We start from the raw sequence: 21,521 nt of genomic DNA on the forward strand, positions 1-21,521 counted from the left end.
AGGGCAGAGACCCAGGTGTCTTGGGGCGAAACCCACGACGATCCTTTATCAATCATCCGATTGCCCACCGCCGTTCCAGCCAAGGGCGAAGATCACCATCCCGATCCGCCGCGGCAATGGGCAGGTCGATTCTGCAAAACCGTACGGAATGTCGTGCAATCGGCCCAGCAGGGCCGAAATATCACGACGTCGTTACGGCTCCGGGAACATGGAGGCCGCGTTCGCACAGGCCGGTCCCGGCCCAGTGCCCGAACGAGGTCAAGTCCAGCTTGGGCCAGCGGAGGTCGCGCCAGATTGAGAGCATGTTCCAGAGCCGGGTATCGTCAAACAGGAAGATGGGACGAGATCGGAACGGCACAGTCTCAAAAAAGCGGATCAGGTTTTGCTCCAGAACGCCGTCCTTGGCGGCGTCGATGAAGATCAGGCCAGCGTCGGCCAGGAACTCGCGGTGGTTATCAAAGACGTCGCTCTGACCAAGGTCCGCCACGATTTGCTTCAGGTTACCTCGACGAAAGTCGTCCTCAACCAGGCACGAGCGTGGATATTGACGCCACGGTACAATGTCGAAGGAGACAATTTGACCGTTATCGGGCAAGTATTTCTGCATACTCAAAGACGAGAGGCCCTCGGCGGTGCCGATCTCGATCACGAGCTTCGGACTCAAGACTTGCACGAGCCCCGCAAGCAGACGGTAATGCTCACCCGGCCAAAGGTTGGCGATGTCGTCCGGATAGGGAAAACGCCCCTTTAGGCGCCCAGCAAGGTCGCCAAGGTCGGTTTGCAAAGCCGCCTCGATAGCCTTGTGGGAGACCTCCAGGAGGTACTCGCTGGGGCGTGAAAGGGCATCGTCCTCGGAATGGAGCATCGAGTATTCCGAGTGCCTCGCTTTTACCGGGTCCGGCAGGCACCTGCGCACCAAAGCCCATTTCAATCGCTCGATCGTCCACCCGAGCATCGCCGTCCCCCTCTTGGCCACCATCGCCGTCCCATCCCGATCAGACATTCACACATCACTCGCGACCAAACGATCTTCAAACCTCGCCGACCCGATCCCGAACTCCCTGCATGGAGCTGTTGCGACCTCGACCGACCACCGTGCGCAGGCCCTCCAGGTATCCGTCGGCCGTCTGCGGGATTCCCCAAGTCGCGATCAGGGCACGCGAGCGCTCGCCCATCCGTATCCTCTGGTCACGGTCACCGGCGAGTTGTTCCAGTCTTCGGGCCAGGGCCGGGACGTCACCACACGGAACGACGAACCCATTCTCCCCCTCCCGAACCAGGTCGGGCGCCGATCCTAAACGGTCGCTCACGACGACGGGGAGGCCGAAGTTCATCGCCTCATTGACGACCAAGCCCCACGGCTCATACGACGAAGGGAGGACCAGGGCGTCGGCCAGCGCATAGTACCGGGGGAGTTCGCTCTGGTTGAGGAACCCCGTGATTCGGACGTTGTTCAGCCCAAGCGCGCCAGCCCTCCGGAGAATCGCGTCGCGGAGCACCCCATCGCCCGCGTAGATCAAGCGGTGCCGACCGACGTCGGGAAGGCGGGCGAACGCCTCGAGGAGGTCCAGGGGACGCTTCACCGGGGAAAGCTTGCCGCAGAAGAGGAAGACCGTCGCGCCATCGGGGATCGACTCCTCCGCCCGGAGTTCGGATCGCCTGGGTGTCAGGAGGGCGTCCTGCTCTTGGAAGGAGGCATTGTCCACACTGTAAGGGGCGAGGAAAATCCGGCCCTCATCGACCCCGTAGTCCCTGTAGAACCGGCGGTTGAGCGAGCCGATCGCCATGAAGCCGGCGGTCGAGCGAAAGAGGCGAGTCAGGAGCGTCCGCTTGACAAGCCGACGCAGCCCGGTCGGTTCGGACAGCCCGTTGCTCTCCCCGCGCAGGAAGACCGGCAGGCCCAAGGCACGCGACGAGCGAAACGCCAACCAGTTGGTCGCCAAGGCCCAGCCATGGACGACCAAAGCGTCGAACCCCCCAGTCTGGAGGCGCGTGCGAATCTCCGGGTTGAAGGCACCCCAAAACCGGCCGGCGCGTGGCGAGCGACTGCGGTTGCGGAGGATGACGTGTTGGTAGCCATCCAGCAGCGGGATGTCCCACTGGATTCGCGTACCGAAGCCAGGGTCATCATAGGGCTTGAGGCCGAAGTCAGCGCAGAAGAAGACGGTCAAGTCGACGCCCGGCCGAGCGGCCAGGTGCCGAAAGAACGGGGCCTGATACTGAATTGGGTGCGAGGCCAAGATCGCCAGGCGGTGAGAAGCGTCCATCAGCATCCATCCACGATCTTCAGGGCGTGTTCGAGCCGGTGCCGGTAGGTGTGCTCGCCATGGGCGCGGCGGCAACCCGCCTCGGCGATCTTCGCGCGTTGTTCGGGGCGGCTCAGGTAGTAGTCCACTTTCTCCTTGAGCTCGTCTCGTGACCGATAGACGACGATTTCCTCGTCGATTCGGAACATGGTCTCCATTTCCGGGCGCCAGTCGGCAATCTGAAACGCTCCGCAGCCGGCGGCTTCGAACGCCCGGACGTTCACTCCCAGGATCTCGGTCGGGTGCAGCGTGTTGATCGTGATCTTGGCGGCGCGAAACGCTTTCGACTTCTCGACCTCCGACACGTAAACGTGGGTGTAATTGGCCCGAAGTGGCGATTCGAGCCACTTCGGAAGCGGGGGGCCGTACAACTTCAGGTCGTAGCCCTCAAAGATGCTCAGGAGCCGAGCCCGATAGTAGTACATATTCCCGGCGGTCGTCAGGTCGCACCCGTACCGCGCCCGGTCCTCAGGCGTGAGCTCGACCGGGAAGTGCCAGCTCGGGTTGCACGCCTCGGGCAGGTAGTGGGCGTTGAGACCGAGCCGGCTGCGGAACATGTCGACCCCAAACGGGTCTTTGAAGAAGAGGGCGTCGTAATCAGCGCCCAAGGGGAACATCCGGGCGAGGTTGGCGAATGCGTCGGGGTAGAGGAACGCGATCTTGGCGGTTCGCCCCAGAACGTCCCGCGCCCGGGCGATCGCCCGCGGTCCCCAGTCCCTGTAGGTGTTCAGGACGATGTGGGGCTTGAACTGGGCCAGTTCCCGATGGATCAGCCGGTCTCGCACCGCCAGAAGCCGTGGGTGCGACTCGGCAATCGCGAAGATCGAGCGTAATCGGCGGCGAAATGGGATCCGCTCGAACGCCCGGTCCTCGTCGATCTCCTGCACCTCCATCCCCATCTGCTTCAACGTGAACGACAGATTATGCGCCAGGGAATCGGAGAATTGCTTACCGATGACGGAGATCTTCATGGCGGCTCGAAACAAGTGATGGGACGACCACCAAAGCCATACCAACGGTGATCAGGAGATCCGTGACTCTCTTTTTATTTCGGACCGCGGTCGGACCGTGAGTCAACCACGGTCCGTATCTCCGCGCTCCCACGTCAGGACTTCCGCTCGCAAGCGACGAGCAGAAAACGAGCCCGATCCAGCGGCAGGAGCGGTTCCATGATATCGTCCCAGGCCGTGACGGAGAACGTATAGGCCGTTGAGAGCAGGCGGTTTCGAGCGATGGCGTCGGTCAGCGGCAAGACGAGCCGGAGCACGCGCGACTTACTCTTGTAAGCCCCGAGCCAGCCCAGCATCGGCAGGTGGACCAGCGACGTCTTGTTGGCCGCATGGTAACCCAAAACCTTGTAGCCCTCGGCCTTGAGCAGTTCGAGGGTCTCCGAGGGGCGCATCAGACCGTAGTGGCCGTCATTCTCGATGAAGGCCGATTGAAACAGGTCCGGGTCGCGCTTGGCCCACTGCCAGAGTCGGTTCGAACAGTCACAGTCGAAAAGCATGATCAATCGGCCGCCGGGCTTCAGCAACCGGGAGAATTCGCGAAGCAGGCCGGGTTTGGTCTCGGGCGACACGTGCTCGAAAAAGAATTTCGCGCAGATGAAGTCGAACGATTCGTCCGGGTAGGGCACCTCGAACGCACTGGCGCGAACCGACTCGTGATACCACCCCTTGCGGTGGAGAAACTTCAGGGAGTTGAGCGAAACATCGAGCCCGACCACGGGGCCGCGCGTCGTCAGGTAGCGGGTCCCGCCGCCGCAGGCCACGTCGAGCACGGCGCCGGGGCGGTTGAAGTATTTCCGCACGAACCAGAGGTAGTGCAGGCTCACGAAGTAAAGCAGCCAACGGTTCCAGAACCGGCCCTCGTTCGGCAGCAAGTTGATCGCGCCGGGCTCATAGCGGGTTTCGTAAAACTCATCGGCTTCGATGAAGGACGGGACCCCCTCGTGGATCGGGTAAGTGGCCTGACATGCCGCGCAGTCATAGCCGGCGTCCGAGCGTCCCAGCGGGCCGCGGCAGTGTGGGCAGACGAGCCCCGGGGTCTGGGGCTGCGGCGTCTTGGCCGCATCAAGCTCTTGGGCTTCCTCGCCCTGCGACGCGATTGCACCCTCTTGCATAAATCCCCCCTTCGTCTAGCCCCAAAGAAACTATGCGTGCTTGGCACGGTCCACGAGCGTTTGGAGGGCGGAGGACAACGGAGTCCCCTCTGGAGCACAGAACACATCGCAGGCCTCCAGTTCACTCGCGGGATCCACTTCTGCGAACGCGGTCTCGCCCCCCCCAAGAATGCCCTGGGGTTGGTAGACTCGATAGAAGCGATAGCCGAAGGGTTGCAAGCGTCCCAATAAGTCCCGCGAGGAGAGCCCGGAGGGTCTGAGCATGTCGGGATTGATCTCCGTCAGCACGAACGGTCGGTCCTCGGCGATCAGTTGACGCATACCGTCCAGGACCGCACACTCGGATCCTTCGACGTCAATCTTGATGAGCCGGATCGGTCGGCGGATCTCGCCTGCGTTCACCAAGTCATCGATTCGAGAGCAAGGGACTTCGATCGTGGTGAGTCCAGTCAGGTGGGTACCATTCACCGCAGTCGACCACCCCAGGACCGGGGAAACGTTGAAGGAGATCGACCCCTCCCGATCGGACGCCGCGATCGGGAACACCTTGACCCAGTCGAACCGATTCTCCCGGACGGTCGTCCGCAACTGCTCGACGGCTCGGGGATCCGCCTCGAACGAGTAAACGCCCCCGTTCGGCCCGACCCATTGTGCCAGGTGGGACGTGATATACCCAAGTTGGGTCCCGACATCAAGGACACGATCCCCCTCGCCGACGGTCATTTTCAACAGCCTCAGGATCTCCGTCGAGTACCTCCCATAGAACATCATGCAACCGGTGTAGGCGCAGGGGTCGAGCATCAGCTTCAACCCCGAGACCGAGCGAACGACCTGCAATCCTCGCCCCAACACTAAAGGGGCTGTCATGTACATAACTCTCGGAATGCCGCGCACGCGAACTCGGCGGAGTCCACGCCCGATGCCCCTGGCAACATCTTGAAGGCGGTCCCGGAAGAAACTGTTTCCCATTTCAGTTTATCTCAACATTTTGAAGCGGAGTGCTTCTCTCGGTGGGCTTATTGTGTGCAGGTTGCTTTCGGGTGGCGCACGGAAAAAGGGGACAGGCAAACGAAAACGGGTCCAGGTGTGCCTCGTCCACCATGAGCTCAACCGGGTGGGCAACGCCCACCTCAAGGACGACGGAAAATCGTCCCTCCAAAAAATTAGCGCAGACGGGCCAGGGTCCGGGAGAGCACACGTCCGTTCTGTCGAATGTACTGGCGGCCCGCGGCGCGTCCGGCCTTATCCTTCCGCTTGACACAGATGAGATAGTGGATCGCGATGTAACGCTCCAGCCTCAAATCGAGCCCAAGACCGGACCACCACCGGGAGACGCCCGAATACCCCTTCGGGCTGTAACGTCGATGGATGCGGGCGAGCGAGTCGATCACGCGCCAGTTCACCCCCAGATACTCGTGATCGGCCTCACGCTCCCTGATCTTGCTGAGCGGCTCGGCCACGAAGCCAACCCCCCCTGCCAGGGAGAGCCTCATCCACATCTCCACGTCCGCGATAAACCCATAGTCGGGGTCGTACAACCCATGGCGCTCGTAGATCGAGCGAGGCACCATCGCGTCGGCGGCCACGGGACATGAGAAGGACGAGAGCAAGAACCGGAGCCATTCCGGCCCCGGCGTGTACCGGCGGAAGTCGCCCACGTGGTCAACGCCGAGGGACGTCCCGTCCTCCCGGATCGTCGAGATCCCCGTATGAACGAAGGCCAGGTCCTCGTGCTCGCCGAACAGGCGGACCATCTTCTCGAGGCGGGTCCGGTCGTGGAGGTCGTGGTCGTGGCAGACGGCAATGTACCGTCCCCGAGCGTCGGCGATTCCCGAGTTGAGGTTGCCCGGCATCGCCAGGCGCTCCGGATTCCGGTGGTAGCGGATCCGCGGGTCGAGGATCGCGGTCACCACCCGCTCGGTCTCGTCGTCCGGACTGTCGTCGCGCACCAGGAGTTCGAAGTCCTGGCAGGTCTGGTCCAGGATCGAATGGACGGTCTCGGCAATGTGATGAGGCCGGCGATAGGTCGGCATCACGACACTGACCAGGGGTCGCCGCGTCCCATTCTCCTCGACTGGCTTCAAGCTAGGAGCGGCCATGGTCCCTACGCTTTCCTCCCGTCCCGAATGTAGTGGAGCGTGTCGCGGATCACCTGGTCGACGTCAGATCGCGGCTGCCACCCCAGTTCTTCGGTGGACCGCTTCGCGTCGGGGTACTTGTCGTTGGCCTCCTCGAACAGGGGGCCGAAGAGGGTCTTGGGATCGACGTGATCGATCCTGGATTGGCTTTCGGCGATTTTCACGACGCGCTGCGCCAGTTCCAAAATGGTGACCTTATTGGCCGGGTTGCCGAGGTTGTACGCCTCGCCATTGGTCCCTCGCTCCATCGTGAGAATCAGACCCTGCACGATGTCCTGCACGTGGGTGAACGCGCGGACCATCGAGCCGTCGCTGTACACGGTTAGGGGCTCGTTCCGCAAGGCCTGGCCGATGAATCGGGGGAGGACGAAGCCCCCCTTGGGGGACTGGCGCGGGCCGGCCACGTTGAACGGCCGGATGATGCAGGCGCGGAGCGGAGTGACCCGCGTGGTATTGACCAGGGAGATCTCGGCCGCCAGTTTCGCCACGGCGTATTCCAGGCGGACCGTCACCTTGGCCGGGATGATCTTCGAGTAATCCTCGGAGCAGTAGCCGTCACGGCCACCACCGTAGACCTCGCTGGTCGAGATGTCTAAGACCTTCGCGTCGTGTTTGAGCCCGAGGTTGATGACGTGGTAAGCGTCGCCGCAGATCATCTCGGTCATCTTGCCCGCGTAGGCCAAAACGCCGACCGGCCCGACCGGCGAGGCCAGGTGATAGATCTCGCGGAACGCCTTCCCCTTATCCCCCTCGCGCGTGCAGTATTCGGCGATCGAGCAGATGTCGTATGAAAGGTTGGGGGGGTTGCCCACCACCTCGAGGAACGCGGTGACATCAATCGGACTGGTCGAGAGATTGTCCACGACGTGGACGCGGTTTCCCGGCTCGGCCAGAAGCTGTTCGACCAGCGTCGAACCGATGAAACCGAACCCGCCAGTCACCAAAATATTCTTATCAGTCATACTGATCGCTCCTCTCCCATTTTATCATGACTCCATGATAAAGGCGATACGACGGATCAAGGCGGCCCTCGGGTCTTGCACCCGTGTCAAGGCTGGCGGTCCCCGGCTCCCAATCGATGGACACGGGGGGTAAGGAAGACAAGGACCAGGGAATAGATCACAATGGTCCGGATCAAGTTGGTCAGGTGGGCACCCAAGTCTGAGATAGGCATACCAAAGCCGTGGATGAGGAAAGGGGCCAGGGGAATCAAGCGGATTGAGGTCAACCGAATCGCGACGGCCCCTGCGATCCGGCCCAGCATCCCGAAGACGAAGAGTCCAAAAACGACGCCCATCCAGCCGAAATTCAGGTACATGTCGCCGGGGACCGTCTGCGACTCCGCCGAGTCACCGGGCATTCTGTAGATTTCCTTGTACACCCAACCGCCATGCGAAGGGCTGGGCTTCGACGGCCAGACCGCTCGCGGGATGACGCTGAAGATAGGGTAAAGGTAATCGATCCCGTACCAGCGCGTTCCGGTCGTGTCCACGTACTGCATCACCATCGCGAACTGCTCGAAGTTCCCCGAGACCAGGACGATTTCCTTGCCGGAGTCCGCAAACGAATCCAAGACCGAGACCGATTCGAACGACTCCGCCATCCCGTCGATAAGCCCACGCCCGATGGACCCAATGTCACCGCGTTGGACCCGCCCTTCGTTATAGGCCCTGCGTGCGGCAAGGTTGATCGGAAAGAGCACCAAGAGCACAAGGGCACCTGTCAGCATGAGTCGATACGGCCCACGCCGTCTTATGACCGCGTAAATGATCCCCAAATAGATGAACCGATAGATCAGCATTCCCTTAAAGCCGAGCAGCAGGATGGTGCCCAACTCCACACCCAGCATCGCCAAGAACGGAGTCCATCGAGGCCTTTCCTGCTTCAAAAGGATGCAAGCGTAGAGCAGCATCGACAGCGTGGCGAACCCGTCGATCAGGTTGAGGAACTGAATGTAACCTGACGCCTCTGAGACCAACGTCAAGTCGGAGAAATAGCCAGTGATTCCACTGACAATCATGTACAGACGGGCGGAGATCCCGATGCCGAATGCGCCCCAGATCCGAAGCATCATCGGCTCAAATTGGTCGTCCGCGGTCAACTTGGCGAGTTGGTTGGCCAACCGCTCGCCCAGCCGCCGGGCCACGGGTTGCGCAAATCCCAACCAGAGCATGGCGTTGCCCGCCAGAACAAGCATCGCGGCCTTTTTGAGTGCTTCGTCCGTTAAGTCAGAGTGCCAGCTGTTCTCATTGTATCTAATGATGTTGAACCACCCCAGGCGGAGCGTCATCGATTCCAGGCCGAAGAGCACGGTCGGAGTCAGGAGCAAGTACGCGAGGGGATCAAGCCCTGAGGGCTTGAGCACAACCATGCCAGCAATCGTCAGAATCGTCAAAATCAGCAGATAAGCCCAAGCATCCCACATCTCGGGATCGATCATGGAGAAGCTCAGCATGAGCATCGTGCCGAAGAAGCACGCAAGAGCGGGTCTCATGCTAATCCTCCTTTGGCCACGAAATGATGAACCGGGGGGACGAGCCGTCCTCTGCTGCGTAGGACAGACGCCTGGTCCATCACAGTTGAGCGGGGCTGAGGCCTCCTGGTTTCCTCCACCGGACACGCGGGCCGGCCGGAGTGAGGCCGTTAACGACGCACCGGTGAATTCCGCCCGAATCGGAGACGCAAATCTTGACGTCCCGCGCGACCATGGCGAATGCCCTGGTCCAGTGGATCGCCGGATCCCGATCCGGTTGCCACGCCCTCAGCAATCAACCACGAGACGGCCAACAATCCACGGCCTTCATGCCCATCCCACACGTTTGCGGATCGTACGCAACAGGTCCTTTTCATTCGGTCCCAACCCGAAGCGCAGGAACAGAGAGGCGTGTGCGAGAGTCGTCGCCACCGCACCCAGGACGAGATGAGCCCAACTCGGCTCGAGCGGCAACAGGAGAAAGAGACGGGCCACAACCACGGCGGCGACGATGGCCGGCAGCACGGGCAGGATCGAGCACCGAACCAATTCTCCGAACCGGCAACCGGCGATCCGAAGCCCGACGTAAGGGAGATACCACCCACTGCACACCGTCTGAGCCACGAGCGTTCCCAGCGCCACGCCCAACAGTCCCATTCGGCGCACCAGGACAATCGACAGGACCAGGTTCAGCAATCCCTCGAAAATCAGTAGGATCGAGTATCGCTTATGATTCAACGTCCCCAATACGATCATCTCGAACAACACGCCAAACGTCTTGATCGCGAAAATCGCCACCAGCACCAGGAACACAGGCAGGGAGACCACTCGCTCCGGTCCGACCCAGAGCCGCAGAAATTCCTGGCCAAAGCTGGCGTAGCCGACAAGCAGTAGCGCCTCCAGGGCCAGGCCGATCTTGGCGATCGTGAGGACCATCCCCCGAAGTCTTGACTCCTCCCCCAGCGCGTGGAGGGAAGTCGTCATGTGCGTCAACGCGTTGAGGACCGTCGAGAACATGACGTTCGAGAAGCTCAGCAACTGCATCGCCACTGCGAACGGTGTCACCGCCGCCGTGCCCAGCGCCACCGAGATCACAATGTTGTCCGTGCTCCAGATCAAGGCGCTGCCCATCGCGACCACGCAGTACTGGAGGCTCGGGGCGAAAATGCTCCGGGCGATCTTGACGTCGAATTGCGACGAACGCAGATTCAGATCCGGGAAGGCCCGCCGGGTCACTCTCCAGTAAAGAAACGCGGTACCCGCCTGGTGCAGGGACGTCACGATCGCGAGCGAAATCACTCCGCCACCAAGCAAGACGACGGCGATCCCCGCCCCCAAGAGGACCAACCGGAGCATCGCCGAGATACTCTGCTCGAGGTCGACTCGCTGGAGAACACGGATTGCTCCCGCGAACACCTCTGAGAACTGCGAGACCAACGACCCTGCCGCGAGGACGAGCAGGACGCAGAGCATCATGAAGAACTGGGGGTCATGTCCCCCGCGCCACCAGTCCCCGAAGGTCACGCCGGCCATGACCAGCATGACGAGTCCGAGGGAGATTGTGGCGAAACCCACACCGATCACGCCGCTCGTGACCATCACGCTGCCGACTTCGCGGTCCTCTCCGCAGGCATAAGCCCGAGTCGCCCTCATTGTCCCTGTCACGGACATACTGTTCGACCCCAGCCGTAGGTAATTGATGATGCTGGAGGCCGTCAACCAGAGACCGAACTGCGTGTTGCCGAGATGGCCGACATAGATCCGCGTCGTGATCAGGCCGGCGGCCATGGCCACCCCGCTCTGAAGATATGACGCCCCGATCCCGGCCAGCATCAAACGTCGCCCGGCGACCCGAGAGTGACTGGCGCCGGAAAGGTCCGACGACGCCTCGGCGGAATCTTCGAGGATCGGCATCAAAATCGCGTTTCCAATTCGAGCGTGACGGGCGGGAGCTTAGCGCGGACTCCGTCCCCGTCGGTTACACCGATCGTTGGGAACCTGGATCGGCGTGGCAAAGAGACCACGACCGGAGCCTGCTACTCGTCGAGCCTAGGCCTCTGTTTGCAGGGCGAAAACCCCACCTCGGGTTCCGATAAAAAACATACCGAAGTGCCCAAACCAACACCCTTCGGAGCGCCGCGTGAGACAAACTTAAGGCAAGTTTAACGATCTGTCAAGGATTGAGAAAAATGCGGATTAAGACAGATCACACACGATCATGGGTCGACTTGGTCCCCGGATAGGCAACCGGCATCACCCGGATCGGTCGTCTCACCAACGCCTTCCCAGAAAGCCGTAAGGTCCAACGGCACCGTTCTTTGAGTGCGAATGCTCTCCATCGCCGCGTAGGCCGCGAGGTGCGTGGCGACGAGCTCCGTCGCGGGGATCGGTGACGGCGATCCCTCCCGAGTGACAGACAACAGCGTCTCCCACTCGCCACGATGCCCCTTGTCGGTGCGCAGCCAGGCCCGGCGGTGAGTCCGCCGTCGGCCCGCGATCAGCTCGAGGCTCCGGTAGTCGTCGAGCACCGCCACCCGACCGTCGCCGATCGCCTCGATCCGTTCCTTGCTGAACGAGCGGTGCCCGCCGGCCGTATAGATGATCGTCCCGACCGACCCGTCGGCGTAAGTCAAAGTCATGGCAACTTCGTCACCGACCAAGTGGCCACCAGCCTGCAGGGCGCGGGCATTGACTTCCAGCGGGGGCGACCCGATCAGGAATTGGAGCAGGTCGATCCAGTGACAGCCCTCGCCGATGATTCGTCCCCCGCCGATGGCCGGATCCTGGGTCCAGTGGCTCGCCGGGATCGCTCCGGCGTTGATCCGGCAGGTCACCATCAAGGGGCCGCGGCGCGGGGCAAGGAACCGGTGCATCTCTTGCACCATCGGGGCGAACCGGCGATTGAACCCGACCATCAGTCGGCGCTCGGTTTCCTGCTGCACGCTCATGACCGCGGCGAGCTCCGTGACGTTGAGCGCCAGCGGCTTCTCGACGAAGACGTCTTTGCCCGCGCGCATCCCCGCGATCACCTGGCGGGCGTGAAGATCATGGCGGGTGAGGATGGCCAACCAGTTGATCTTCTCGTCCTGGAGCAGTGACGCCTCGTCGGAGGCGCAGTAGGCAAAGCCGAACCGGGAACCCAAGGTCCGAGCGGTCAGCCCCGAACCCGAAGCGATCGCCACGGGTTCGATACCGGGCACCTTCCGGATCGCCGGCAAGAGGGTGCTGCTGGCGAAGTTGCCGGCTCCAAGGACTCCGAGCCGGATGCCGGTCGGCTCGGCCGGGCGCGTACCTCGGCTCGGGGTCGCTTGGGGAAGCTCGATGCGCCCAGGCAGCACGCGTTCGCGCTCGTACTCAAGGATCACGCCCAGGAACGGTTCGTCGACCTTCCTCGTGATCACGTCGTAGGCGCGGAGGGCGTCCTCGATCGCGAAGCGATGCGTGATCAGCGGTTCGATCCGAACGGCGCCGGTGGCCAGCATCTGCGCAAACGCTTCCATGTTCCGCTGTTCGGTCCAGCGCACGTAGCCGTAGGGATAGTCTCGACCTTCCTCTTCGTATTGGGAGTCGTACCGACCCGGGCCATAGGACCGGCTCAGGCGGAGGTCGAGTTCCTTCTCGAAGTAGATCTTGCGGGGGACGGTCAGGCCGACCGCTCCGACGGCGACGACGACGCCACGGTCACGAGCCAGATCGCCGGCCAGCTCGATCGGCCCGTTGTCCTTGGTGTCGGCCGTGATCAGGACGGCGTCGAACCCTCGGCCTCCGCTCTGACTCAGGCCCAGGGCGGCCGCGTCGTCGGGCGATCCCACGGCGTCGGCCCCCAGTGACCGCGCCAGCTCGGCCCGCTTGGGGTCGAGGTCGACGCCCAGCACCTGGCAGCCGGCCGCCTTGAGCATCTGAACGGTGAGCTGTCCGAGGAGCCCCAGGCCGATCACGGCGACCTTGTGGCCGAGGACCACGTCGGCCTGGCGAATGCCCTGCAAGGCGATGGCCCCCACGGTGACGAAGGCGCCGGCCTCGAACGAGACATGGTCGGCCAGCTTCACGGCCAGGTTGCGGGGAATGGACGTTTCTTCCGCGTGCGAGGCGTAGCCGGCCCCCGCGCAGGCGACGCGGTCGCCCGCCTGGAACGACTCGACCTCAGCGCCCACGGCGACGACGATTCCGGCCGAGCTGTATCCCAGCGGCAAGGGCTGGTCCAGCTTGTTCCGGACGCTGTCCAGGGTGCTCAGGACCCCTTCGCGTTTCGCCTTATCCACGACCTGTCGGACCAGGTCCGGTCGCGCCCGCGCCTTGCCGATCAAGTCCTTGCCGGCGAAGTCAATAATCATTCGCTCGGTCCCGGCCGAGACCAGGCTGGCGGCGGTGTGGACCAGGATTCCTCGAGCGCGGAGAACGGGCGACGGTACGTCCTGGACAACCAGCTCGCCGGTCTTAAACGATTGAATGACTTGTCTCATGGTCGATTCGTGAATCGCCTCCGGGAAGGGGAATTCGGGGTTGCCTCAACGGCCGAAGCCATCAGGCCGACCTGGATCCTCATCGAGTCACCGTGAGGAGCCAACGGGAACAGGTCAGGGTACGGTCATCGGAACCGCCTCGGCGCGATCCCAGTCCGGAGTGACTTCGCCGTCGCACGATCGGAGGGGCGAACGCTCTCAGGGATGTTCAGCCACGAGCGCGAAACCACCCCCGCACGGGGCCGCCCCATAGTCGAGGACGACCTGGATCGTCGGCACGCGGACCCCGAAGTCCGGGGACCACCAGGCTTCGACGAGGGTCATCGGGCTGGCGCTCTGGAGTGAGAGGATCACTTCCTGGTTCTCGATCCGGATCTGCCCCGGCTGCGGGGTGAGCCGGCAGTCCGGGTGGAACAAAAGCCGGGCGCGCACCGGCTGGCCGGCCCCTCCCTGGACGGTATCCTCGACCTGGATCCGGTCCTTCGTCACCACGAACCGGCGGCGATGACGCGGGCCGCCGGCAAGCCGCGCGTAGCCGTCGTGCGACCCTTCGAGCTCGAGCTCGTCCCGGCCCAGGCGGAAGTTGTGGCAACGGACTCGAGCCCGCCGCGCCACGCGAAACGAGCTCCAGAACTCGCACTGGTCGGCGTCGCCGACGGTCACCGTGTTGTGCGACGTGGTGCTCCGCGAGTAATCCCTCAACCGTCCCGCCCGATACTCATAGACGCCCGCATCCACGAGGATTCGACGGCCGGCACGGGTCCACTCGAACGCGAGAATGTCGCCCTGGGCATGAGCGGGCAGGAAATCCGGGCAGACAGCCCCGCAGTCGGCGAGGAAGAGGTCCGACCCCGACCGCAACCCGTAGTAGCCGGCATCCTCCAGCGCGAAGGCGGGACGGGCCGTGATCTCCTTGCCGGTCAGGGTTCGGTAGACGTCGATGCAGACGTCGGTCGGGTAGGTCATGTTCAGCCCGCCGTCGTTGAACAGGCTGATCTGGCCGTCGGGGTGGGTCAGATCGATCAACGCCTGGGCCATCCGGTCGAGGGCGCGTCCGAGTGCCACCCGGCACGGGCCGGGACGGATGACATGGAAGCACTCCAGCAGGTCGGCGAAGACCTGGGTGTGGTAGGCCGGGCTCCGTTCGTAATGGAGGCCGTCGGGCGGGACCTGTTCTTCCAGTTCTCGGAGCAGGAGACGCTCGCCCAGCCGGCCCCAGCCGGCGGCCTCGGGGCCTGTGAAGAAACGGCTCGCCCACAGGAGGGTCTTGAGGTTCTTGACCAGGTGGTTGCCGAGGACGTCGAGTTCCAGGTTGTTCCGGAGGAACCGGAGCTGGGCCGCGAGCGAACCGAGGATCGTGGCCGCGACCCGGGGATCGTCAACCCCCTGCGCGGCGAATTGCTGCATCCAGACGACGCAACGGAGCGAGAGGACGTAGCTACTCCAACCGCCCAACCAGTAGGCGGACCGGTAGGGGGGATTCTGGACGATCCAGTCGACCACCAAGGCGGCCCAGAGCTCCTCGGGAAGCCCCTCCAGATATTCCATGTAATGGAGGTGGAACCGGCCAAGGTGGTCGTCGGCCAGGTCCGCGGGCTGCCAATCCATCGGCAGCGCGAGCGCACATCGCTTGTTCAGAAAGCTGAGGAAGCGGGTCTCGCCCTCGTGCTCGACGAAGTGCCGACGGGGGGGAAACAGCGGAGTGGGTAGGTCTCGCGCCAGCGGGGGAACGGCGGGGACCGGCTGTCCTGGCCGCTGGACCAGGCCGCGCCGGGCGAGCCAGACCATGGTCCTGCGACGGGCCGTCAGCCAGACGCGCGCGCGGATCTGACTGGGCCGGAGGTGGCGGAGCGTACGGCCGGTCAGCAGCCAACGGTTCATTGACCGGCCTCCCCGGCGGCTTGAGGCGCCGGATCTCGGGGATCGCCCGATTGCACGCCCAGGGCGACCGCGACCACCGGGCCGGCAGGGCCGCGCCGATGAGCCATCACCGCCAGAATCGCCAACGCGACCAGCGGAACCAACAGCGCCGCCCACCGGCCTTCGGTCCCCGCCTGCCCGTAGAGAGATCCCGCCAGGCAGCACCCGGCGCTCATCGCAAAGTAGATCAAGGTCGTAGCACGATGCGACATCCCCCCCCGGACGAGGAGTTGGTAGTTGTGCTCGCGGTGAGGCCGGAGCACGTTCTCGCCGCGAACCGCCCGCTTGAGCAGCGTGAACACGGCATCGAAGAGGAAGGCGCCGTGGACCAAAAGCAGCGCCGGCCCGGGCACGCCCGCACGCTCATGGGCAATCATCGAGAGCAGGGCCAGCGCGAACCCGAGCGTGACACTCCCCACGTCTCCCATGAATATTCGTGCCGTGGGAAAGTTGTGCGGCAGAAACCCGGCGGCAGCCCCACCGATGGCCGCCGCGACCACGGCGCCCGGCGCGTCGCCCCCCTGCCAGAGCAGCAGCCCGAGGGTCAGCGCGCTCAGGCTTGCCTGGCACGCGGCGATCCCGTTGATCCCATCCATGAAGTTGAAGAAGTTGCTGTACGCCACCACGAACGCGACCGCCAGCACCAGGCCCGCAACGTGCGGCACCCGGACGGCGGCCGAGGGCATGTCGATCGTCCCGACCGGCAGATCCAGGCCGACGATCGCCACCGCCGCCGCGCCCACCTGCACCACCAGTCGCGTCGCGAACGACAGCGAGCGGAAGTCGTCCACCAGGCTCACCGCGGCGACCGCGGCGACGCATAGGCCGAACACCATCGCCTCGCGTCCTGGAACGCCGAACCAAGCCACCACAAGCGCGGTCCCCAGCACGATCGCCAGGCCGCCGCCGCGGGGCGTGGGGGCCTCGTGACTGGACCGCTCGTTCGGCCGGTCAATGCCCCCGAGCCGCAGGATCAACCAGCGCACGGGAAAGGCGAGCACCGCCGAGACGATCAGTGCCAGGAGCGCGACGAGGATCAGAAGCGATTCCACGGCTCAACCCGCTCCTTCCCGATGCATGGCCACTTCGCGGGCGAGTCCCTCCCGCAACGTGATCGGGCGGTAACCGAGGTCCCTGGCCGCCTCCTCGTGCGAGAACGTCTTGTCCTCGTTGAGCCGGAGCACCTGCTCGCGCGAGAACCGGGGGGCCAGGGGGATCCGCCGGGCCAGATCCACCGCGATCAGCGAGACCGACACGGGCAAGTGGACCCGCCGCGGCCGACGGCCCAAAAGTTCCCCGATCAGGTCGACCAGCTCGTTGTAAGACAGCGCCGTGCCGCCGCTGAGGTTGTACGCCTGTCCCGCCGCCACCTCGCACCCGAGAGCGGCCACGACCGCCTGGGCCAGGTCATCGGCGTGCACCGGTTGGAGCCGGTATGTGCCCGGACCGAATACCGGGACGACCTTCCACCGGTCCACCCAGCGGATGAGCTTGATCAGGTTGCGATCCCCGGGGTCGCCGTAAATCATCGTGGGACGGACGATCGTCCAAGGGACAGTCGATCCGCGGACAACATCTTCCGCCTGCTGCCGGACCGACTTGGTGGCGGCGGGCAAGGTGGTGAACAGCGACGTGGTCGAGAAATAGATCGCCCGGCCGATCCCGGCGCGATCCACCGCATCGACGATCGCTTGGGCGTGCCCAAAGCCAAGCGATGCGACGTTCACGAGGGCGTCACGCCCTTCAAGCGCTTGCCCGAGCGACCTCGAGTCGTCGAGGTTGCCCACGACGAACCCCTCCGCAAGCCCTTCGAGGGGCGTGCGCCGACTTCCCTCACGCACGAACGCCGTGACGCGATGGCCCGCCTCCACGAGTCGCCGCACCACGTATTGACCTGTGAAACCGGTGGCACCGGTAACGAGGACATTAGCCATGAGTCATCCCAAAAATCAGACTCTTGCAACCGACTCGAGGTGGTCCAGGTAGCGGAGCGCGAGCTGGCGGCGATCGAAATGCTGGGTCACGTACTCGCGGCCCCGGCGACCGATCTCATCGGCCTGAGCGGGGTCGCTCTGAAGCCGGCGGATCACCGCGGCCAGGGCCTCTGGGTTCTCAGGCTCGGCAAAAAACCCGGCCCCTGCTCGTTCCACCAGGTCGCGGGCCACCCCGTCAATGCCGAGCACGATGGGCCGGCCGCACGCCATCGAGTCGAAGACCTTGTTGGGATAGACCGTGCGAAAGGTGTCGTTCTTTTGGAGGACCGCCGCACATGCATCTGCCGATGCGGTGATCGCCGGCATCTCCTCACGGGGTCGCGGGCCGTGCAGGACGATATTCGTGAGCCCGCGCTCGCGCACCTGGGCACGCAGCGGTTCCAGTTCCATGCCGGCTCCGACCGTGGCGATCAGCACGTTCGGCGTATCGCGGAGCAGATCGGCCGCCTCGACGAGCTGGCTCAGCCGGTTCGCCACGCCGTGGGCACCGCTATAGAGCACCACGTAGCGGCCGTCCCACCCCAGTTCACGGCGCAGTTGGTCGCTCCGCAGCTCGGGCCGCTGCTGCTCGACGTCGACTCCGTTGGGAATGAACCAGACCTTCGAGGCATCCGCCAACCCACGGGCCAGGATGTTCTCCCGAAACGCCTCGGTGAGGACGTTCAACCGCGTGGCCGCGGCATAGCAGCGCCGCTCGATGCCGTACATCAGGCGGATCATCCGCTGACTCCGGACCACCCCCGTGGTGACCGCACTCTCGGGCCAAAGGTCACGCACCTCGAAGACGATCGGAACCCGGCTGAACCGATGGATCAGGAGCATCCCGAGTCCCGTGAACAACGGGGGGGACGAACAGAGCAAGACCGACGGACGTTCCAGCTTGCGATAGCCCCAGGCACTCGAGAGCGCAAAGGCCAGGTACGAAAACGCCCGGCGCGAGAACGACTCGTTGGCACGGTCGGGGACGTACATCCGGTAGACGTCGACATCGCCGTCCTTCTCCAACACGCAGGCCCGGCGGCGATACTCCGGCTCCTTGAGACCCGTCATGTACGAGGCCTGACCGGTGATGACGCTGACCTTGTGCCCCAGATCCGACCAGATCCGCGCATAGTCATTGAACCGGTTGTGCCCCGCGTCGCCCGGCCGAAGATAGTGCTGATAGAGGATGCAAATATGCATAAATTACACCAGCAATGCCTCGACGTCGAAACCGACGGCCCAGCATTCTCAAATATCTAGATTTTTCAAAACCGAACCGGCCCCGCGCGCACTCCGTGCCCGTGGGATGCAGCCCACCTGTCTTTCACGGCTCCAGGTCGGTTCCGCGGAACTGGGGGCCGACTTCGCCCCCCAGACCTCTCGCCCTCGCACCGGGGTCCGAGTTCGGACCCCGGCCACCCCGATCTGGGCCATTCGAGGGTAAACCACGCTCATCATTGGCGGTGGGTGAAGCGAGGGGGCAGTGTCCGGATGGTGGATCAGGTCAAGGAGTGCACTCTTCCCTCGGATAGTTCGGTAGCTCGAGTGGGTTTCCTTGAGCCCGGGGACGCGGCTCGATCAAGGTGAGTTCCGTCGAAGAGCAACGGAAGGACTCATGCCTTGATCACGTGAGACGGACCGGTCCGCTCCGCGAGTGCCTTGCGGGTGGCCCCTCGAGTATCGATGACCAGGCTGGAGTGGGTCAAAATGAGTTCCCAGTCGAAGGCCTTGTGATCCGTGGCGATCAGAACGCAGTCTTGAGCCGACAAGGTTTCGGCCGAGAGCGGCGTACTTTCGAGCCTGACCGTACGTCCGCGCATCAAGGGGAGCGCGGGGACGTGCGGATCGCTGTAGGAGACGGTGGCCCCCCGGTCCTGGAGCAATTCCATCAGCTCGACCGCCGGACTCTCCCGGCAGTCGTCGACATTGGGCTTGTACGCCGCGCCGAGGACGAGAATCCGGCTTCCCTTCACCGCTTTGCCGGCGTCGTTCAACGCCGCCGTCACCCGGTCAATCACGTGGTGGGGCATGGCCGTGTTGATCTCACCGGCCAGTTCGATGAACCGCGTGTGCAGGCCGTAGGTGTGCGCCACCCAGGTGAGATAGAAGGGGTCGATCGGAATGCAGTGGCCGCCCAGGCCCGGGCCCGGGTAGAACGCCTGGAAGCCGAACGGCTTGGTTTTGGCCGCGTCGATCACTTCCCAGACGTCGATCCCCATTCGCTCAAAGACCAGCTTCAACTCGTTGACGAGCGCGATATTCACGGCGCGATAGGTGTTCTCGAGAATCTTGCACGCCTCAGCCACCTCGCACGACGTGACCGGCACCACTTCCGGAACCGCGGCGCCATAGAGCGCCTGCGCAAGTTGGCCGCTCATCTCGTCGTAGCCGCCGACAACCTTGGGGATCGTCCCGGCCGAGAACTTGGGATTGCCCGGGTCTTCGCGCTCGGGGCTATACGCCAGGTAGAAGTCACGACCCGCCACCAGTCCCCCCGCCTCGAGTTCGGGCTTCAACACGTCACGCGTGGTCCCGGGATAGGTCGTGCTCTCCAGAATCACGAGCTGACCGCGTCGTAGGTACCGACCGATCGATTGGCCGGTGGCGATCACGGCCGAAAGGTCCGGCTCGCGGTGCTTACCCAGCGGCGTGGGAACGCAGATCAGGATCGCATCCACCTCGGTCAGTCGCGAGAAGTCGGAGGTCGCCGTGAAGTGTCCTCCATCACGCAACGCACTGACTCGCTCGCTCGAGATGTGTCCGATGTAGCTCTCACCCGCCTGGAGCCGCTCGACCTTCGACGAGTCGATGTCGAAGCCGAGCACCCGAAAGCCACAGCCCGCGAAAAGCTCGACCAAGGGCAGGCCGACGTATCCCAAGCCGATCACGCCGATTCGAGCCGAACAATCTTTGAGGGCGCCCAGGAGAGACTGAAATGCGCCCGGATCGGTATCTTTAGATATCATGGTACTCAACGGTGGCTTAGGTTCAGTCTTTGAGAAACCCTGGAGACAAGCCGTTGGTCGGCTTGGGCGACGACGACGAGGCAATCATTCCGTCGGGGCCGGCGAGTTTTGCCTCCAAACCCATTCGCCCCCCTGCCGTACGTCCCGTGGCCGTTGGTGTGACCGGATTCGCATCCCAACTTGGAGTCGAAGGTCCAGCGGCCCGCGATCAAGCTGACCCGAGCGAAATCGAGAACCATCGCCAGCTTCGGAAGCGGGAGCAAACTCGAAGGTTTGACGAGTATTTGAGGCCAGGGAAAAGCGGACCGGCGTGCTGCTGGGACCAATAAAACCGTGCTCATCACCCCGATTGACTCATTCGAATCAATCCAACCCGATCACAGCGTTCGCATTGAGGTCTCGACTCACCGCAGCTCAGGTTGCGGCGACATCGATCGGCTCCGCAAGATTCGCTCGACTTCATCGTCGCACCAACTTGGGTTGTCAGATTTCGAGAGGGTCGATCCCGATGGTGTCGCTGGCTCCGGCTTGATCGCCATCCCGGTAAGCTGGGACATCACTCGTCCTCGAAAAGCACAAAAACAATCTTCACCCTAAGACATTCGTATGCCTCAAGATTGGGTAAAGACTCGCTCAGCTTCGAAACGCGATCTCATCCAATGATTATGAGAAAGTAAAGTCCCGAAATCGCCTCGTTTTTCTCTTTTGTGCGCGGCCGATGGAAAGCCCAGCTTCATGCGCCTCAGCGAACGACACGATCCTGCTGGTAGCATGCATCTACGCGAACAACGCTATCCTTTTGATACCTGACTGTCAAGAAATCGACCAAGCAAATTACGTAAAATCCGCACACTGCCATCAAGCGGTTGTCCCGTGACGGTTTAACGAGGCAACTGAATCTCCCAAAACGCTTGGCGAGGGGAGCAAAGGTCGTGGTTGCGAACATCGAAAATCCCTTGTGAATGACATCGAACTCGGAATGACGATGATCTGCCGGCCGCGGAGCAATCCTCCCAAAGGAGGCCATCGGGATCAGGCCGCACACGAGTTCCCGAACGCCACGACCCAACCGGTTTGCAACCCGCTGCTCGAGCGGATCCTCCGGCTGAATCGCCACCTCAAGAGGACACACGTACGATCGACATGTCAAACCGGCG

Annotated in this window: 15 protein-coding genes; all 15 read right to left on the reverse strand. The window is 63.3% G+C overall.

The features are described from left to right. Positions 1–181: 181 nt before the first annotated feature. Complete coding sequence (locus tag BUS42_RS24705) at positions 182–1,003, reverse strand: O-methyltransferase (RefSeq protein ID WP_083670598.1); 822 nt, start codon at positions 1,001–1,003, stop codon at positions 182–184. A 28-nt stretch (positions 1,004–1,031) separates the two neighbouring features. Further along, positions 1,032–2,267: a glycosyltransferase family 4 protein gene (locus BUS42_RS24710; RefSeq protein ID WP_074311494.1), complete on the reverse strand. Its 1,236-nt coding sequence runs from the start codon at positions 2,265–2,267 to the stop codon at positions 1,032–1,034. Continuing rightward, positions 2,267–3,277, reverse strand: a complete 1,011-nt coding sequence (locus tag BUS42_RS24715) for a CgeB family protein (protein ID WP_074311496.1) — start codon at positions 3,275–3,277, stop codon at positions 2,267–2,269. The genes BUS42_RS24710 and BUS42_RS24715 overlap by 1 nt, the downstream gene beginning before the upstream one ends. A 134-nt stretch (positions 3,278–3,411) precedes the next feature. Further along, positions 3,412–4,428: a methyltransferase domain-containing protein gene (locus tag BUS42_RS24720; protein ID WP_074311498.1), complete on the reverse strand. Its 1,017-nt coding sequence runs from the start codon at positions 4,426–4,428 to the stop codon at positions 3,412–3,414. Between the two features lie 30 nt (positions 4,429–4,458). Further along, positions 4,459–5,397 carry an FkbM family methyltransferase gene (locus tag BUS42_RS24725; protein ID WP_083670601.1) on the reverse strand — a complete coding sequence of 313 codons (939 nt, stop codon included), beginning with the start codon at positions 5,395–5,397 and terminating at the stop codon, positions 4,459–4,461. Positions 5,398–5,591: 194 nt separating this feature from the next. Next, positions 5,592–6,527, reverse strand: a complete 936-nt coding sequence (locus BUS42_RS24730; protein ID WP_083670603.1) for a glycosyltransferase family 2 protein — start codon at positions 6,525–6,527, stop codon at positions 5,592–5,594. Positions 6,528–6,532: 5 nt separating this feature from the next. After that, on the reverse strand, positions 6,533–7,528 hold the full coding sequence (locus tag BUS42_RS24735) for an NAD-dependent epimerase/dehydratase family protein (protein ID WP_074311504.1): 996 nt from the start codon (positions 7,526–7,528) through the stop codon (positions 6,533–6,535). Between the two features lie 86 nt (positions 7,529–7,614). Continuing rightward, complete coding sequence (locus tag BUS42_RS24740) at positions 7,615–9,060, reverse strand: O-antigen polymerase (RefSeq protein WP_074311506.1); 1,446 nt, start codon at positions 9,058–9,060, stop codon at positions 7,615–7,617. A gap of 306 nt (positions 9,061–9,366) precedes the next feature. Next, a complete protein-coding gene (locus BUS42_RS24745; protein ID WP_074311508.1) occupies positions 9,367–10,953 on the reverse strand; it encodes a lipopolysaccharide biosynthesis protein in 1,587 nt (528 codons plus the stop codon). A gap of 302 nt (positions 10,954–11,255) precedes the next feature. Further along, positions 11,256–13,502 (reverse strand): bi-domain-containing oxidoreductase, encoded by a 2,247-nt coding sequence (locus BUS42_RS24750; protein WP_074311510.1) that lies wholly within the window; start codon positions 13,500–13,502, stop codon positions 11,256–11,258. 198 nt (positions 13,503–13,700) lie between these two features. Then, positions 13,701–15,383 (reverse strand): heparinase II/III family protein, encoded by a 1,683-nt coding sequence (locus BUS42_RS24755; RefSeq protein ID WP_074311512.1) that lies wholly within the window; start codon positions 15,381–15,383, stop codon positions 13,701–13,703. Continuing rightward, entirely contained in the window at positions 15,380–16,474 is a 1,095-nt protein-coding gene (locus BUS42_RS24760) for an MraY family glycosyltransferase (RefSeq protein WP_074311514.1), read from the reverse strand. The genes BUS42_RS24755 and BUS42_RS24760 overlap by 4 nt, the downstream gene beginning before the upstream one ends. A gap of 3 nt (positions 16,475–16,477) precedes the next feature. Then, positions 16,478–17,356 carry an NAD-dependent epimerase/dehydratase family protein gene (locus BUS42_RS24765; RefSeq protein ID WP_074311516.1) on the reverse strand — a complete coding sequence of 293 codons (879 nt, stop codon included), beginning with the start codon at positions 17,354–17,356 and terminating at the stop codon, positions 16,478–16,480. A gap of 15 nt (positions 17,357–17,371) precedes the next feature. Beyond that, positions 17,372–18,598, reverse strand: a complete 1,227-nt coding sequence (locus BUS42_RS24770) for a glycosyltransferase family 4 protein (protein ID WP_074311518.1) — start codon at positions 18,596–18,598, stop codon at positions 17,372–17,374. A 413-nt stretch (positions 18,599–19,011) separates the two neighbouring features. Next, entirely contained in the window at positions 19,012–20,364 is a 1,353-nt protein-coding gene (locus BUS42_RS24775; protein WP_074311520.1) for a nucleotide sugar dehydrogenase, read from the reverse strand. Positions 20,365–21,521: the final 1,157 nt, after the last annotated feature.

The organism is Singulisphaera sp. GP187, from assembly GCF_900129635.1.
Classification (GTDB): Bacteria; Planctomycetota; Planctomycetia; order Isosphaerales; family Isosphaeraceae; genus Singulisphaera.

Coding starts and splice junctions, on each gene's coding strand:
- BUS42_RS24740 (WP_074311506.1), bottom strand. CDS start 9,060: ATGAGACCCGCTCTTGCGTGCTTCTTCGGCACGATGCTCATGCTGAGC.
- BUS42_RS24730 (WP_083670603.1), bottom strand. CDS start 6,527: ATGGCCGCTCCTAGCTTGAAGCCAGTCGAGGAGAATGGGACGCGGCGA.
- BUS42_RS24770 (WP_074311518.1), bottom strand. CDS start 18,598: ATGCATATTTGCATCCTCTATCAGCACTATCTTCGGCCGGGCGACGCG.
- BUS42_RS24755 (WP_074311512.1), bottom strand. CDS start 15,383: ATGAACCGTTGGCTGCTGACCGGCCGTACGCTCCGCCACCTCCGGCCC.
- BUS42_RS24715 (WP_074311496.1), bottom strand. CDS start 3,277: ATGAAGATCTCCGTCATCGGTAAGCAATTCTCCGATTCCCTGGCGCAT.
- BUS42_RS24775 (WP_074311520.1), bottom strand. CDS start 20,364: ATGATATCTAAAGATACCGATCCGGGCGCATTTCAGTCTCTCCTGGGC.
- BUS42_RS24765 (WP_074311516.1), bottom strand. CDS start 17,356: ATGGCTAATGTCCTCGTTACCGGTGCCACCGGTTTCACAGGTCAATAC.
- BUS42_RS24750 (WP_074311510.1), bottom strand. CDS start 13,502: ATGAGACAAGTCATTCAATCGTTTAAGACCGGCGAGCTGGTTGTCCAG.
- BUS42_RS24735 (WP_074311504.1), bottom strand. CDS start 7,528: ATGACTGATAAGAATATTTTGGTGACTGGCGGGTTCGGTTTCATCGGT.
- BUS42_RS24745 (WP_074311508.1), bottom strand. CDS start 10,953: ATGCCGATCCTCGAAGATTCCGCCGAGGCGTCGTCGGACCTTTCCGGC.
- BUS42_RS24710 (WP_074311494.1), bottom strand. CDS start 2,267: ATGGACGCTTCTCACCGCCTGGCGATCTTGGCCTCGCACCCAATTCAG.
- BUS42_RS24725 (WP_083670601.1), bottom strand. CDS start 5,397: ATGGGAAACAGTTTCTTCCGGGACCGCCTTCAAGATGTTGCCAGGGGC.
- BUS42_RS24720 (WP_074311498.1), bottom strand. CDS start 4,428: ATGCAAGAGGGTGCAATCGCGTCGCAGGGCGAGGAAGCCCAAGAGCTT.
- BUS42_RS24705 (WP_083670598.1), bottom strand. CDS start 1,003: ATGTCTGATCGGGATGGGACGGCGATGGTGGCCAAGAGGGGGACGGCG.